At 68.4% G+C, this 14,187-nt stretch carries 11 protein-coding genes; 1 reads left to right on the forward strand and 10 read right to left on the reverse strand.

Annotated elements, in window-relative coordinates:
- Positions 1-110 precede the first annotated feature (110 nt).
- The 6 genes from H6717_40120 to H6717_40145 all read right to left on the reverse strand — a co-directional run bounded on the left by H6717_40120 (position 111) and on the right by H6717_40145 (position 6,388).
- Entirely contained in the window at positions 111-1,187 is a 1,077-nt protein-coding gene (locus tag H6717_40120) for an AAA family ATPase (GenBank protein ID MCB9583309.1), read from the reverse strand.
- Positions 1,184-2,071, reverse strand: coding sequence for an ArsA family ATPase (locus tag H6717_40125; GenBank protein MCB9583310.1), 888 nt, complete (start codon positions 2,069-2,071; stop codon positions 1,184-1,186). The genes H6717_40120 and H6717_40125 overlap by 4 nt, the downstream gene beginning before the upstream one ends.
- Complete coding sequence (locus tag H6717_40130; GenBank protein ID MCB9583311.1) at positions 2,071-3,018, reverse strand: prenyltransferase; 948 nt, start codon at positions 3,016-3,018, stop codon at positions 2,071-2,073. Before H6717_40130 ends, H6717_40125 begins: the two co-directional genes overlap by 1 nt.
- Positions 3,019-3,028: 10 nt before the next feature.
- Positions 3,029-3,691: a hypothetical protein gene (locus tag H6717_40135; GenBank protein ID MCB9583312.1), complete on the reverse strand. Its 663-nt coding sequence runs from the start codon at positions 3,689-3,691 to the stop codon at positions 3,029-3,031.
- Positions 3,688-5,220, reverse strand: a complete 1,533-nt coding sequence (locus H6717_40140; GenBank protein ID MCB9583313.1) for an NAD(P)/FAD-dependent oxidoreductase — start codon at positions 5,218-5,220, stop codon at positions 3,688-3,690. Before H6717_40140 ends, H6717_40135 begins: the two co-directional genes overlap by 4 nt.
- Before the next feature lie 319 nt (positions 5,221-5,539).
- Positions 5,540-6,388 carry a hypothetical protein gene (locus H6717_40145; protein ID MCB9583314.1) on the reverse strand — a complete coding sequence of 283 codons (849 nt, stop codon included), beginning with the start codon at positions 6,386-6,388 and terminating at the stop codon, positions 5,540-5,542.
- Positions 6,389-6,917: 529 nt separating this feature from the next.
- Here H6717_40145 and H6717_40150 point away from each other — a divergent pair.
- Positions 6,918-9,026: a hypothetical protein gene (locus H6717_40150; GenBank protein ID MCB9583315.1), complete on the forward strand. Its 2,109-nt coding sequence runs from the start codon at positions 6,918-6,920 to the stop codon at positions 9,024-9,026.
- 14 nt (positions 9,027-9,040) lie between these two features.
- Here H6717_40150 and H6717_40155 read toward each other — a convergent pair whose 3' ends face one another.
- From H6717_40155 to H6717_40170, 4 genes are read right to left on the reverse strand one after another with little or no spacing between them, the layout of a single operon-like run.
- A complete protein-coding gene (locus H6717_40155) occupies positions 9,041-10,213 on the reverse strand; it encodes a hypothetical protein (protein MCB9583316.1) in 1,173 nt (390 codons plus the stop codon).
- Positions 10,210-11,319, reverse strand: a complete 1,110-nt coding sequence (locus tag H6717_40160) for a hypothetical protein (protein MCB9583317.1) — start codon at positions 11,317-11,319, stop codon at positions 10,210-10,212. The genes H6717_40155 and H6717_40160 overlap by 4 nt, the downstream gene beginning before the upstream one ends.
- A 58-nt stretch (positions 11,320-11,377) precedes the next feature.
- Positions 11,378-12,898: a hypothetical protein gene (locus H6717_40165; GenBank protein MCB9583318.1), complete on the reverse strand. Its 1,521-nt coding sequence runs from the start codon at positions 12,896-12,898 to the stop codon at positions 11,378-11,380.
- Complete coding sequence (locus H6717_40170; protein MCB9583319.1) at positions 12,895-14,163, reverse strand: serine/threonine protein kinase; 1,269 nt, start codon at positions 14,161-14,163, stop codon at positions 12,895-12,897. The genes H6717_40165 and H6717_40170 overlap by 4 nt, the downstream gene beginning before the upstream one ends.
- Between the last annotated feature and the right edge of the window lie 24 nt (positions 14,164-14,187).

The following is a 14,187-nucleotide window of genomic DNA, read 5'->3' on the forward strand; positions in this document are numbered from 1 at the left end:
CAGGAGCAGCCGGTGTTCGGGCGACAGAGCTTCGAGCATGGGCGGATCGTATCGTCTGCCCGCCGGGCGTGTGGGGGTTTTTGTCGGTCCGCCGCGAAAACTCGATGACGTCAGCTCCACAGGCGCTCGGCAACGTTGCGCAGATCCGCGAGGGCGCACATGTCGCGGGAAAGCTCGGCGACCGTCGCGTGCTCGACGCCCGGCGGCAGCTCGTTCCGGAGCTTCTGCCACAGAGCGCGTTCGTCGCGCGCCCGCGCGAGGGCGTCGGCGTGGGCGCGGCGGAGCCAGGCGCTCGCTTCGCTCTCGCCCAGCTCCGCCAGCAAGCTCTCGGCGCGCGCCTCCGCGCCGCCGGGCTCGATCGAGCCCGGCAGCGCGTGGGCGCGGTTCTCGATCACGCCCGCGAGACGGATGCCCAGCTCGTCCAAAGCTCCGCGCAGGGCGCCACTCTCGGTGAGGCTCTGCGGCGTGGGCGTCGTGACCAGTAGGAACGCCGTGCCCGGCGCCGAGAGCAGGCTCCGCGCGGTCCGCGCGCGGCGCTGCACGTCGCTCCGCAGTTCGTCGAAGGCGGCAAAGAAGCTTCGCAGCTCCGAGAACGTCCGCCGCCCGGTGGCGCGCTCGAGGCTCCGCACCACGAAGCGCACGGCGCGCCCCGCGTGCCGCGGTGCCTCCGTGAGCCAGTGCGACAGCTCCGGCGAGAGAAAGCGATCGATGCGCTCCGGCGCGCGCACGAAATCGAGGGCATGCGCCGCGGGCGGCGTGTCGAGCACGACGACGTCGTACTCGCCGGACTCCGAAAGCCGGCACAGCTCCTCGATGGCGACGTACTCGATGGCGCCGGAGAACCGCAGGGACAGCTCGCGATAGAACGGATTGTCGATGATGGCGTCGCGCACGCGGGGGGACGGTGCGTGGCGTGCGATGAACGCGTCCCAGGACCGTTTCTGATCGAGCATGGCCGCGTGCAGGAAGCCGTCCGCGCCGGAGATGCGCTCGGGCTCGGAGCCCAAGCGCGGGAGACCGAGGGCGCGACCGAGGGCACGGGCCGGATCGATGGTGAGCACCATGGCGCGGCGTCCGCGGGCCGCCGCGCCGACGGCCAGCGCTGCCGCCAGCGTCGTCTTGCCGACGCCACCGCCGCCGACGCAGACGACCAGGCGACTTCCGTCCACGACCTGGCCAATGCTCATGCGACGACCTCCGTGAGCCGGCGCGCGAGCACTGGGACGGGATCGCCGACCACGCGCGGCAGCCGCAGCGGAGTGACGTCCGTGGCGCGGTGGAGCCGCGCGAGGCTCTGCTCTTGGATGTCGGCCCAGCCGAGGGCGTGCTGGGCGGTGACCAGGAGCTGATCGCGGGTGGCCGAGGGCGAATGCGCCGCGAGGCGCGCGAGCAGCCGCTCTGCGCCGGCGGGAGGCACCTCGCGGCACAGGTTGGCGATGACGACTCCGACGGGGAGACCGAGCTCGCGCAAGTGGGCCACGCTCTCCGCTGCTTCGGCGACGGGCATCTCCTCCGGGGTCGCCACGACGTGGATGGCGGTCTGTGCCGGGTCCGCCAACAGCGCGTGGACGCGCTTCGACTCGCGGTGCACCCGACCCGAGCGGAAGGTGTCAGCCGCCGCGGCGGGCATGCGCAAATGCGCGAGGGCATGCCCCGACGCGCCGGCGTCCACCACGACGACGTCCCAGTCCTTCTGGAGCAACAGCTCGTCCCGCACTTTCCCGATCGCCATCAGCTCGCGAAGCCCGGGCGCCGCGGCGACGAAGGCGCGGTACAGCGGATGGGCGAACACGGCGTCGAGCAGCGCGCCGAGGCGCACCACGCGCTCGAGGTACTCCGCGAGGGCCGCGGCGCCGTCGAACCAGGTGATGCTCACGCCCGAGGGCGTGCGCACCACCTGGCCCGCCGCCTCGAAGCGTGCGCTCGAGCTCCGGGCGAGGCCGCCCGGAGCATCGAGCTCGATGGCGAGAACGCGCTTGCCGTGGCGGGCCGCCGCCACGGCAAGCGCGGCGCTCACCGTCGATTTGCCCACGCCGCCCTTGCCGAGCACGAAGTGCAGGCGCGCCGCCATCAGCCGACCAGGAGCACTCCGAGAGCGGCACCAACGGCGAGCAACACGAAGGACAAGAGCGTCGCTTGCTGCGCCGGGACGAGCCGCTCCGCAACGTCCGGAAAGCGCAGCACCCGGCGCGCTGCCCGGAGCGCCAACGGCGCGCCGATGAGCGCGCCCCAGATCCCGAGCGGCAACCCCAGGAACGGCAGCACCACCACGCCCAGCCAGGTGATCGCCAAGAGCGCCGCGAAGGCCTTCGCCGCGCGCGCGTGGCCCAGCACCACCACCAGGGTGCGCTTGCCCGCGGAGGCGTCCGCCCGCGCGTCCGGCAGCTCGTTGATCCACAAGAACGCCGTGATCGCGAGACCCAGCGGGATGGACGCCAGCAGCACGTCTGCGCTCACGGTGTGGCGCTGCACCAGGTACGTGCCCGCGGCGATGATCGGCCCGTACGCGAGGCCCACGGCGACCTCGCCGAGCCCGCGGTAGGAGAGCTTGAGTGGGGGCGCGTGGTAGAAGAACGCCAGCGCCATTCCCGCGACGCCCAGCCAAAAAACCAAAGGCTCGCGATAGCCGACAATCAAGAGGCCTGCGACGGTCGCGAGCACGTAGAACACGCCCGCCACGACGGCGAGCTGGCCGCGCGACATGAGCCGGTCCACCAGCACCCGCTTGCCACCGCTGAAGGGCGTGCGTTCGTCGTCGCGCAGGGCTTGGTCGGTTCCCGAGTCCCAGTCCACGATCTCGCCGGAGGCGTTCTTGGCAGCTTCCACACAGAAGATGCCGAGCACCGTGATCGCGAGCCAGCCCCAGGAGATGGCGCCGTCGTAGCCGGCCAGCGCGGCGCCCAGGATCATGGACGCCACGGACGCGAGGGTGATCTTGGGATCCGCGATGCGCCAGATCCCGCGCCACAGGTCGCGGTCGAAGGGCGGAACATGGGTTCGTAGGGTTTCTGCGGTCATGCCACACCTCCTACAGAAGAACGCGGGTGAGGCCCCACACCACGGCGGGCACCACGACGTTGTCGCTGCTCTTGGGGGACAGCGCTTCGGCGACGGCAGCGCTCGCTCCAAGCAGCACGACGCCCACCACGCCGACGTGCACGCCGAAGCGCGCGGATGCGATCAGCACGCCCAGCGCCGCGGCGACGAGCACGGCCAGAGATCCCTCCAGGCTCTTCTCCTTGGCGCCGGGCACGCGAAAGTGATGCTTGCCGAAGCGCCGGCCGATGGCGCCACCCACACCATCCCCCAACGACAGCGCGAGGAGCCCCGCCGCCGCGGGAAACGGGCCGAGCCAGAACGCCGCCAAGGTGAGGGCGGCGTACGAACCCGTGTAGCCCACCAAGCCGTCGAAGCGTTCGTCGGCATCCGACACACTGCTCACGAAGGCGCGCGCCCAACGGTTGTGCAGCCGCGGCACCAACGACACCACCAGCAGCGCGACGAAGGGCAACAGCACCGGCGCGACGCTTCCGCGCCACTCCGGCCAACCCAACACCCAGACGCCGGTGCCCACGTGCAACAGGTCGCGCACGTAGGTGGTGCGCACGCCGAGCTGGGCGAGCAGCAAGCAGCCGCCGATGCCGATGGACAGCACCGCGAGCCACACGACGAGCCAGCCCAGATCCGTCATGCCGCATCCAGCACGACCGCGCGTGCTGCCTCCAGGTGGCTGCGAATGGCGGCTACCGCTTCCATTGCGGAGCAGGCCGAAAGCTCCGTTCCGATGCCGCGACCGCCGGCGCCGTCGCCACACAGGAACAAGCCCGGCACCGGCGTCGTCACCGGCAACCGGTCGCTGCCCACTTGCCCTGGGAGCTGACCGTTGCAGATGGCGGCTCTGTTGCTCTTGCCCATCCATCCGGCAATGGACGGCACCGGGCTCATCTCGAAGAATTCGAGCTCGTCCGCGAGCCCCGGGACGATGCTCTCGAAGGCCGAAAGAATGCGCTCGCGCCACACCTCCGGTGCGTCCCGTGGATGCTCGCACACCGGCCCGTAGATGCTGGCGACGATCAGCTGCTTGCCTGCCGGCGCGAGGCTCGGGTCGTAGTTCGTGGGCACCGGCGCGTAGATGGCCATCGGATCCGAGACACGCCCCACGTCGATGGCGCTCACGGTGTCTCGCATCAGATCGAGGCTCAGGTCCGCGAGGGTCTTGCCCGACAGCGACACGCCGCCGATGAGACAACCTTCGTCCACCAGTGGCCGGCGGAGTCCGAGCTTCACCTGGTGTGCGTTGCCGGAGCCGCGCACCTCCAGCGCCTGGCCGACCCACTCCGGCGGCAGCGTCCAGCCGTCGAGCACACCCAACAGATCTGCCGGCGCCAGGTTGGCGGCGATCACCGGTGCGCGGTACTCGCGCCCGTCTTCCGTGATGGCCGCGAGCCCCGTCCGGCTCGGGCGAATCGCGACCACGCGCCGCCCCGTGACCAGCTCGCCATTCGCAGCTGGAACCAGCCCCAAGAGTGCATGCGGGATGCTGTCCATGCCGCCCTCCACGTAGGAGAGGCTGTAGGCGGTGATCACCCAACGCAGACAGCGAATCGCCTCACCGGCCGACACCTGCCACGGCGGCAACACGAAGAAGATGCTCGCCAGGAAGCTGAACAGGAAGTACGCGCCCGGGTGCTCGGTGTGCTCCCGGACGAACTCGTCCAGCGTGCGGCGATCCCACTTGCGGAGCTCGAGCTCCGTCAGGGTGAAGACCTGAAACAACATGCGCGCGATGCTGGCCATCTCGCGCGGCGGCAGATCGAGCAAGCGCGCCGCTTCGAGCGCGTAGGCGGGGAGCTGGCGTCGGTGCTCCGGCGCCGCGATCGCGTACATCCCGCGTGAGCGAACCGGAATGTGATGCGTGATGAACCGCGGTCGCGAAAGCCCCAGCTCGCGCAGCACGGCCCCGAGCGGTCCCCGTGCACCCCGCGAGATCAAATGGCTGCCCACGTCGAGCTTGAAGCCGCCTCGCTCGGTGCTCGCCAAGATGCCGCCGAGCACGGGGTTCTTTTCCAACACCAGCACGCGCGCGCCCTGCGTCGCGAGCAGCGCCGCCGTCACCGAGCCCCCCACGCCGCTGCCGATCACGATCGCGTCCCAGTGCTCTCGCGATCCCACGCTGTGCGTGGGCGGAACGGGCACGACGGTCGGTCGCGTTGTCGGCATGGGCTCACTCCCGTGCTCGATCGCCCTCCGTCTCGACGCGAACCTTGCGCAGCTCCTGGTGCGGTACGCCGAATCTGCGGAAACGCTCGCGATGGGGCATCGAGCGCCGTGCGCAACTCACCGGAACAACGAGGGAAAAGTCGATGCTCCGGTGCGGCTGCGTCACGTCCTTGGAGGCTGCAGCGCCCATGCCACAGCCCTCACTCCGCATCCTCGTCTGGATGTTGGTCCGCCGCGGAACCCCAGTTCCCACCGGCGCGTGATTCGACCGACGTGGCCCGCCGCCTCCCACAACCACGGCGGAAGCGACGACCAGAACCTATGGGTACCAGGCCGGATGAAACGTGTCACCGATCTCGACGTCGTCGATGACGTAGCCGAGATCCGTGGTGGGCGTCGCATTGTCCATGTACCCGCCTATCACGGCGCCATCACCCCATCCAACGACACCGAGGCCACCGGTCAGCCCGTTGCGCTCGGCGCTCGGCGAGTTGAAGTCGTTGTTGTTTGCCCAGGACTTGAACACTCCTTGGCCGGGCCCACCGCTCTGAGCGTAGATCTGGATGTGGTACCAGCCGTCCACGGCTTTCGCGGAGTTCGCAGGACCGGGGCGAGCCTCCAGTGGGTTACTTGGAATGGTCTGCAGCACCGGCGGACCGCAGTCCCAACTGATGTTTACGTGCGGTGCGAGGCTCCACGCGACAGGGATCAAGCTCGCGAAGCTGGAGCCGCTGACGCCGTAGTAGCTGGGCACGGCCCACGCAGGAGTTTGACCGTTGTCCGTGAAGTCGAGGGTGCAGCCGCGCGACGGGTGCGGAGGATTCATGTAGATGATGAGACGGGAATTGGGCGTCGTCCCAGTCGTCCCCATCAAGATGAACTTGTTGCCCCAATCGGGCGTTCCCCTCATGGCTTCGTCGTAGCGAATCCGAAATCGGATGTAGACGCCTTCGCCATTCTGGAACGTGTGACCCAACTGCTGCGTCACGAAACCGAACGAGTACTGAGTCTGTCCCGCGTGCATCTGAATGTGCGCCGCGCCACTTGCCCCCCAGCCACCTGTCGGAAGGTGAGTCCACGTCCAAGAACCCTGCGGGTACTTGTAGGAGTAGTTGTAGCGTTGGTCCCCATTGGGGTTGGGGTTCTCGTGGTCGGCTCGGAAGTACACGTTGCCGGGGCTGGCCCCGCCGGTGCCTGGACTACTACCTGAGCCGGACGTGCCGCCCGTCGCTCCAGACCCGGAGCTTCCTCCCAAAGCGCCCGTACCACCCGTGGCGGCTCCGGCCGACCCGGCGGCTCCGCCCGACCCTGTTCCCGCGCTCGCGGAGCTTCCCCCAGAGCTGACGCCAGCGTTCCCTCCGGCGCCTCCGGAATCGCCGCCTGTTCCGCCCAATCCGGTCGAGCCCGAAGCGCCCCGAACGGGTTCGTTCTCGCTTCCGCATGATGAGGCTGCAAGCAGCGCGAAGAGAATCAACGGGCGTGGTGTTTGCCTGGCGCGCGGAGCATTCATCATCTTGCTCTCCTCGTGGAGGCCTCAGGGGTCAGGTCGCCGGACTGATCGTACACCTTCTGCAGTGGCCTCACTCATCGTATCGCACAACGCGCTGCGCGGTCAGGGCCTTACTCTCATCCAACGCTCAGAGGATGCTTGGACTCTGCTGAAGCTGAGAGCCGCGCGGGTTCTGGTAGAAAGCAGCATGGCGTTTTCCTTTCGGTTCTATGGTCGCAGGCCGGCGGAGTTCGCGGAGGGAGCGAACGAAGGCTACCGATTCAGTGTGCAGTTCCAGCGCGTCCCGACCGACGAACAGTGGGAAGCGCTCGGCTTCACGTTTGCATCACTGCTCCGCAGTGGCCCGGCGGATCCCAGCGGCGCGTGGCGAACGTCCGATCGGTTCGCAGTGTTCGATGTCGGGGAGCGTTGGATGAGTGGCTACGGCTTTTTGGGAGTCGTGGCGGATTTCTTCGAAGCGGCGCATCGCATCGTGCCGATCGCCGACGTGGTGTTCCACAACGCTCGCGACGGCGAAGGCGCCTGGAGCCGTTGGTCCCTTTCCCAGAGCGCGCCCGACGCCGGGCCCGAAGGAGCGGGGGGAACCAGCTTCGCGCCTTTCGCGCGCGCGGTCGATTCGGCACTGCCGCCGCTCGAGGTGAACGCCGCGGTTGCTGCAGGTAGGGGCCGCGCGCAAACCATGCAAAGCCAAACGGCTGTCGACGATGCCATCATCGTGTCGACGCCGGGCAAGTTGGGCGTGCAGCCAAGTGGGATCGCAGTCCCCGAGACGCAAGACTTCTTCGATTACCCGCCCGAGACGGAGGCTCGCTTTGCCCTCCCCACCGAGCCGGACCAGGAACGGCGCAGCTCCGCCGGCGGCGTGTACTTCGTGCACGCGCCCGGCGACCGGCCGCTGCGCTGCGCCCCCGCGAGCCTCGAGCGCCCCCTGGCCTTGGTGGGGGGCGGGCCGAACAGGAACACCATCAGCTTGGCTTGGCTCGACGCGCAGGGGCAGCGCAAGGCCGCAAGGTTCCCGGAGGGAACTCGAGACCTGGCTGGGCCGGTACTCAGCCACGACGGCAGCCACGCCATCATGTGGACGAGCTGGCAAGCGTACGTCATCGATCTGAGTAGCGGCGACGTGCGCAAGTTCTGCGAGCGCATCGATTCGCGTCTCGACGGTTCCAGGTTCGTCGGCGCCGCCTTCTCCCCTGAAGGCGATTGGATCATCGCGACGGAAAAGCGCGTACGCCTGTTCGCGGCAGGGAGCGGGGAAGAGCTCGACGTCCTGAAGGCGTCTGGCGATCGGGTGCTCACGTTGCGGCAGGGAGAGATCCTGTGTTTGCGAGGCAAGCAGTTGACCTTCATTGGTGTCGCCAACAAGAAGCTGAAGAAGCTGGGCTCGCTTTCGGGCAAGGTGCCGTCCCCGTTCGAAACACCCAACGGTCGCGTGGCCCTGGCCGTCAATGGACAGGCGTACGAAGTAACCTACCTCGACGCGCTGTACGAGCAGTTTGCCAGCGGCAAGAAGGCAAAGCCGAAGGCGAAGAGAGGGGAAGGCGCAGTAAAGAAGAAGCCGGCCTCGGCGGCGCTGAAACGCATGGCGAAGGTCGGGCGCGTGGACGAGCCGAGCAAGTATCAGCGCGTCACGGAGCCGGCGTTGTGCGCTGCCCTCGAAGTCCCGACGTCAGCACACGTGGTCACGCTGGCGGACGGTGCTGCCCTCGCGCTCCACGGCAAAGACAATGCCTACATGCCTCACGCGGCAGTGCACGTTCGCGTCGCGGAGAACGCCCCCGTCGTGCGCCTCGCGCTCCAGACATACGGCGCCGATCTGACGCCGGACCGGAAGCATCTGTTGCTCGCGCAGCGTGGGGCTCTCGATCTTTGCGATGTGGCCCAGGCTGCGAAGCCCGTTGAGGTCTTTCGATTGCCCAGCAAGGAACAAGGCAAGGGCGTGATGTCGCTGCCCGAAAACCGCGTAGCGTTCCTGTCGTCCAAGGGTCTGTACTTGTTGCAGCTCGATCTCGACGCGAGAGCCGCCACGTTGCTGCACCTGGCCAAGCTCTCCAACCCCAATGCGCTGCTGCCATTGCACGACCTCGGTGTTTACGTCGTGACCACGAAGGTACATCCGTACAACGTGTACGTGGGCGGAGTCTCCGAGGGTAAGACCCGCTGGTTGTTCAAGGAAAAGCTCTACTTGCAGGAGGCGCGCCGGGACGGTGACGACGTCCTGGTCGGCACCGTGGACCGAAAGCCGCATGTGCGCCTGACCGGCCTCGGAAAGGCCGCGGAGGTGCATCTGGACTGATCGCGCTGGTCGGTTCAGTCCGCGCTTTGGCCGGCCTTGGGTCCGTCGGCCCACACGTTGCCGGTGTGCACGACGGGCGGATCGACGGACGTCATGGGGCCGTAGGCGCCGCCCTTGGGCGAGACGACGGTGGAGAAACGGTTGTCCGTGATCTTGATGTTGCTGACCTTGGAGACGTCGTCGCTGCCGGCCTCGTATCCGCCGTAGATGGTGTACGCGCCGCCCGCGAACAGGTTGCGGTCCATGGTGATGTTGCGCATGTCGCTGGCCGACCCCGTGCTCAGGATCACGCAAGACGTAGCGTTGCCGCCGAGAATGCAGGTGTTGTGGAGGATGTCGAGCTTGGTGGTGCCCAGGCTCTGCATACCGTCGTTGTGCGACTGCGCGGTCTGCTTCAAGTCGTGGATGTACGAGTCTTGCACCTTCACGTTGCTGCCCACCTTCAGGCCGTCGGTGCAGCCGTGGATGTTCACGCGGAGGTAGGTGATGTCGTCGCCCGCGCCGCCGGCGTCATTGGCGGTGTTGCCTTGGCAATCGAGCTCCGTGTCCTGCACCGTGACGTTGGTGGCGCCGTTGTTCAGGATCTGCCAGTAGCAGCCGGCGGACTTCACGCGGACGTTCTTGATGGTGACGTTGGAGATCTTGTCCGCGATGGTCACGCAGCCGTGCACCTCGGTGTCCTGCAGCACGGTGTTCGATTGGGTGATGCTGAGGTCGCCCTGATGAACGGTGAGGTTCGTGCCGGACGGCACGCCGGTGTTGTCCGGACCCGGCCAACAGCCGCTCCACGCGTCCGGACCCCCGGGCGTATTGACCGCGCCGGTGCAGCTCCCGCCGGTGCCACCGCTGCCGCCCGCGCCGCCGCTGCCCGCAGCACCACCGGAACCGCCGCCGCCCGCAGCGCCACCGCTACCCGCAGCGCCACCGGAACCGCCGCTGCCGGCCGTACCACTGGAACCGCCGCCGCCGGCCGTGGCGCCGGACCCGCTGCTCCCACCTGAGCTCGAGCCACCGCTGCCCCCCGAGCTCGCCCCGCTCCCTCCGCTGCCGCCGCTCGCGCCTGCCGCGCTGCCGCCTTGGCCACCGGAGCCCGCGGAATCGTCGGAGCCACCACACGCCACCACGCTCAACGCGAGGAATGCGGTCGGGATGGCGAGTGCTCGTAACGCGAATCGGGAAGTGATCATGGCTGCAGCACCGTTCCGTTGGTTTCCTTGTTGTCGGACCACTCGAGGAAGGCGCCGGAGATGGCGTTGGTGGTCGTGAGCGGGCCGTAGGAGTAGGAGCCGGTTTCGATGCGGTTCCCCGTCACGCGGTAGTAGCCGCTCTCGTGCAGCCGCAGCGTGTACCCTCCGCCCATCAAGTAGTTGTCGCGAATTTCGTAGGTCCCGGTCGCGCCGTCGGCGACGAAGATGGCGCCGTTGGCGCCGCTCGTGCTTCCCGAAACGGGGCGGCAGTCGATGTTGTTGCGCAGGATCACGCCACCGCCGGAGGCGCCGTACATCTGCACGCCGTCGTTGTGATCCTGGGAGCTCTGGGTGGCTACCCGGATGTAGTTCTCGATCAGCGTGTCCGTGCCGGAGCCGCCGAAGCGAACGCCATCCGAGCTGCCCACCAGCTGCGAACGGATCGCCGTGAAGTGCGAGGAGCCGAGTGCCCAGTCACCGGGGGACGGGGCCTTGACCATGCAGTAGCTCAAGGTGATGTCGTTGTTGCTACCGTTGACGACGTTGGCGTCGATGCGGCAAGCGTTCAGCGTGATCGGTGCATCGACGGTGATGCCGGCCTTCAGCCACACGCAGGTCGCGGTAGCGCCGAGCTGGCTCGCCTTCACCTTGGAGGTGTAGACGGTCATCGTCGCTTCGGTGCAGGTCTCGCCCTTGGGACCCTTGTACGCGAGGTAGCCGGTGTTGCTGGTCGAGATCTGGCTGCCGTGAGTGACGGTTCCGCCACCGGAACCACCCGAGCCGCCGCTGCCGCTCGCACCACCGGACCCGCCGCTGCCCGCGGCACCACCGGAACCGCCGCTGCCGCCCGCGCCGCCGCTTCCGGCCGAGCCACCACTGCCGGCGGCACCGCCGCTGCCCGCAGCGCCGCCGCTGCCCGCAGCGCCGCCGCTGCCCCCGGTCGCGCCGCTGCCGCCCGAGCCGCCACTCGCCGCGTTGCCTCCAGTGGCGCCGGCGCCGCTGCTGCCCGCAGCTCCGCCGGTCGCGCCGCCGTCACCCTGCGGATCCGACCCGCACGCCACCGCGCTCAGGCCGACCATGAGCACCCCCGTCGCCATCCATCGCATCCGGCGATCTTCCCCGCGCGCCCATAAGCCCGCCCTTACAAAGCCTGCGCGGAATGAATCAGCGGCTCTTTGCGGAGTTTTCGCCGCTCTGAGCTTGGCTCTGCAGCTCCTTGGCCTCGCGGGTGCGGCCCTGCCGAAGGAGCACCTGGATCAGGTTGTTCCGCATCTTGGGGTCGTCGGGGAACCGCTGGCGGCCGGAACGCAGCACGCGCTCGGCGCCGGGCAGGTCGCCGTGACGCGCCAAGAGCTTCGCCAAGTTGTTCGTGGCGCGGCGGCCGGCTTCGTCGTGCCCCTCCGACCGCCGCAACACTTCGCGATAAGCGGCGATGGCGCGGGCGTCGACGCCGATTTCCTCGTACGCCTGGCCGAGCTGGTACGGGGCCATGGTGGCGTACTGAGTCTTCTTCGTGGCGTCCGAGAACGCCGCGATGCTGTCGGCGAAGAGCGAGCCGCGGTTCAACGTGGCGAAGGCCCAGCCCGCGATGGCCACGCCGCCCAGGGCGACGCCGGGCCGCGCGAAGCGCGCGGCAACGGCGCCGAGCAGCAGGGCGACGGCCATCACGCTCAGGAACAGATAGCGGTCGGCCATCTGGTTCTGCAGCGGGAAGAGCACCTGGCTCACCGGCGCCAGGGGCACGACGAACCACGCGAAGCTCGCGAGGACGATGCGCTGATCGCGCTTGCGCCACAGGACGACGCCGGCGACCCCCCAGCCGACAACGGCGAGATAGCCGAGAGCGGAGAGGGCGTCGAAGCTCGTGCGCACCGGGACGTCGTGCACCAAGGAGAGCGCGGGGGGCCATACCAACACGACCAGGTAGCGCAGCCACACCGGACCCATGGTGGCGAGCTGAGCGAGCCGCGAACCGCCGGCCGGCGGAACGGTCATGTGCACGACGTGGCCGACCTTCATGTGGACCGCGAGGGCCGCGACGGCGATCGCCATGCTGATGCCGAGGACGCGCCACTCGGGCTTGCGACGAGCGAGCAGATCGTGGACGAAGAGCAGTCCCACTGCCGTGACCGTCATCGACTTGGAGAGGTGGGCCAGGGCCAGCGAGAGCGGGACGGACCACAGCCTGTTCCGCGACGAACCGGCATAAAAGAAGAGGGCAGCAGCTACGAAGACGAGAGCCAGCACGTCTTTACGCCCGGCGAGCCAAGCAACGGACTCCACGTGCACGGGGTGCAGCGCGAAGGCCCAGGCGGCGACTTCCGCGGCGGCGAAGCTCGACAGCGCGCGATGCAGCGCACCGCGAAAGAGCAGCACCGCGACGACGTAGAGTCCGAGGGACGTGGCGCGCAGCAGCTGGGGGCCGAGACCGAAGAGGCGCGCCTCGAGCCACAGCTCCGTGTCCCGCACCGGCAAGTACTCTGCACCCAGGGTGAGCCGTGTTTCGCGGGATAGATCGGTCCAGATGCTCAGCAGTGCGTGCGGAGATCCGTTCGCGAGCACGGGGTTATCGCGGATGAGCCAGGGGTCGTCCCAATTCAGGTATCCCCCCGCTAGCGACGGCAGGTACACCAGCACCACCACGACGGCGAGCAACCACGGAGCCGCACGGGCGAGTCGGCTCATGGGCGGGCGCTGGTGACCGGCGCGGCTTCGATGCCCTTTTCCGGTGGGCTGAACACGGTGGGATCCGAGTGCTTGCTGACGGCCACGAGCTTGGCGGCGCCCCAGGCCACGCCGGCTCCGAGCAAGAACGCGAACAGCGAGGTGGCGGCGACGCGCACGGTGTCGCGCCAGGTGCTCTCCGGCTTGGGAGCGATGGTGACGTCCGGAATGGACGTGGGGATCGATGGCGGCACGCTGAAGCTGCCGCTGATGGACGGCTGACTCGGTTGAAACGAGCGCGGAGGCGCCGTGATCTGCGGGCGCTCGGGATCGAAGCTCACTCCTTGCGGCTCGCGGATGGTGGGCTCGTTGTCGGTGACCGCGGCGCCTCCGAACACCGGCTCCCACAGGAGCTTTGCCCGGGCGCTTGCGAATGGCAGCAGCGCCCGGCCCAGGTCGTGAACGCTGGGAAAGCGATCTTCACGATGCTTCGCCATGGCGCGCAGAACGGTCGCCTCGAAGGCAGCGGGCAGCTCGGGACGGTGGTGGCGCAGCGGTAGGTAGTCCGCCTCGGTGATGGCGTACATCAGCGACATGAACGAGTCCGCGCGGTGCGCGAAGGGCCGCACGCCACAGGAGCCTTCGTACAGCATCACGCCGATGGCGTATTGATCCGAGCGGGCGTCGAGGTTCTTGTCTCCCCGGGCGAGCTCCGGGGAGGCGTAGTGCGGCGAGCCCAGGAAGGACGAGCTCGCCTTGGTGATCTCGCCGGGATCCTGCATCAGCTTGGAGATGCCGAAGTCCAGCACCTTGGGCTCGGCGTCTCCCGTCCAATTCCTGGCCAGGTAGATGTTGGCCGGCTTGAGATCCCGATGGATGACGCCCTGCTTGTGCGCGGCATGCACCGCTGCGATCACCGGGAGCATCAGATCCACCAGTCGGTTCAGCGGGATGAGCTTCTCCCGCTTGAACATCGCCGACAGCGGCTCCCCCTCGAGGTACTCCATGATCAGGCATGGCAGTCCGTCGATGACGCCGACGTCGGTGACGTTCACGATGTTCGGGTGGTGAATGCGCGATGCGACCTGCCCCTCGCGCAAGAAGCGAGCGACGATGGTCTCGTGCTCGGCGTGCTCCCGCCGTAGCGTCTTGATGGCGAACTTTTTATCGAGGCCGACATGGAGCGCTTCGTACACCTCACCCATGCCGCCGGTGCCGATCCGGCGCGTGATGGTGTACTGGCCAACGGTGGCGCCGGGCTGAAAGTCGCTCTTGGGCTGGGCCACTCGGCCCGAAGGATACCAGACGAG

Source organism: Polyangiaceae bacterium, from assembly GCA_020633235.1.
GTDB lineage: Bacteria > Myxococcota_A > Polyangia > Polyangiales > Polyangiaceae > JACKEA01.

What these genes read in the sequence shown, in the direction of transcription:
- H6717_40120 (MCB9583309.1), bottom strand. Translation starts at nt 1,187, where the DNA reads ATGAGCATTGGCCAGGTCGTGGACGGAAGTCGCCTGGTCGTCTGCGTC.
- H6717_40125 (MCB9583310.1), bottom strand. Translation starts at nt 2,071, where the DNA reads ATGGCGGCGCGCCTGCACTTCGTGCTCGGCAAGGGCGGCGTGGGCAAA.
- H6717_40130 (MCB9583311.1), bottom strand. Translation starts at nt 3,018, where the DNA reads ATGACCGCAGAAACCCTACGAACCCATGTTCCGCCCTTCGACCGCGAC.
- H6717_40135 (MCB9583312.1), bottom strand. Translation starts at nt 3,691, where the DNA reads ATGACGGATCTGGGCTGGCTCGTCGTGTGGCTCGCGGTGCTGTCCATC.
- H6717_40140 (MCB9583313.1), bottom strand. Translation starts at nt 5,220, where the DNA reads ATGCCGACAACGCGACCGACCGTCGTGCCCGTTCCGCCCACGCACAGC.
- H6717_40150 (MCB9583315.1), top strand. Translation starts at nt 6,918, where the DNA reads ATGGCGTTTTCCTTTCGGTTCTATGGTCGCAGGCCGGCGGAGTTCGCG.
- H6717_40155 (MCB9583316.1), bottom strand. Translation starts at nt 10,213, where the DNA reads ATGATCACTTCCCGATTCGCGTTACGAGCACTCGCCATCCCGACCGCA.
- H6717_40160 (MCB9583317.1), bottom strand. Translation starts at nt 11,319, where the DNA reads ATGCGATGGATGGCGACGGGGGTGCTCATGGTCGGCCTGAGCGCGGTG.
- H6717_40165 (MCB9583318.1), bottom strand. Translation starts at nt 12,898, where the DNA reads ATGAGCCGACTCGCCCGTGCGGCTCCGTGGTTGCTCGCCGTCGTGGTG.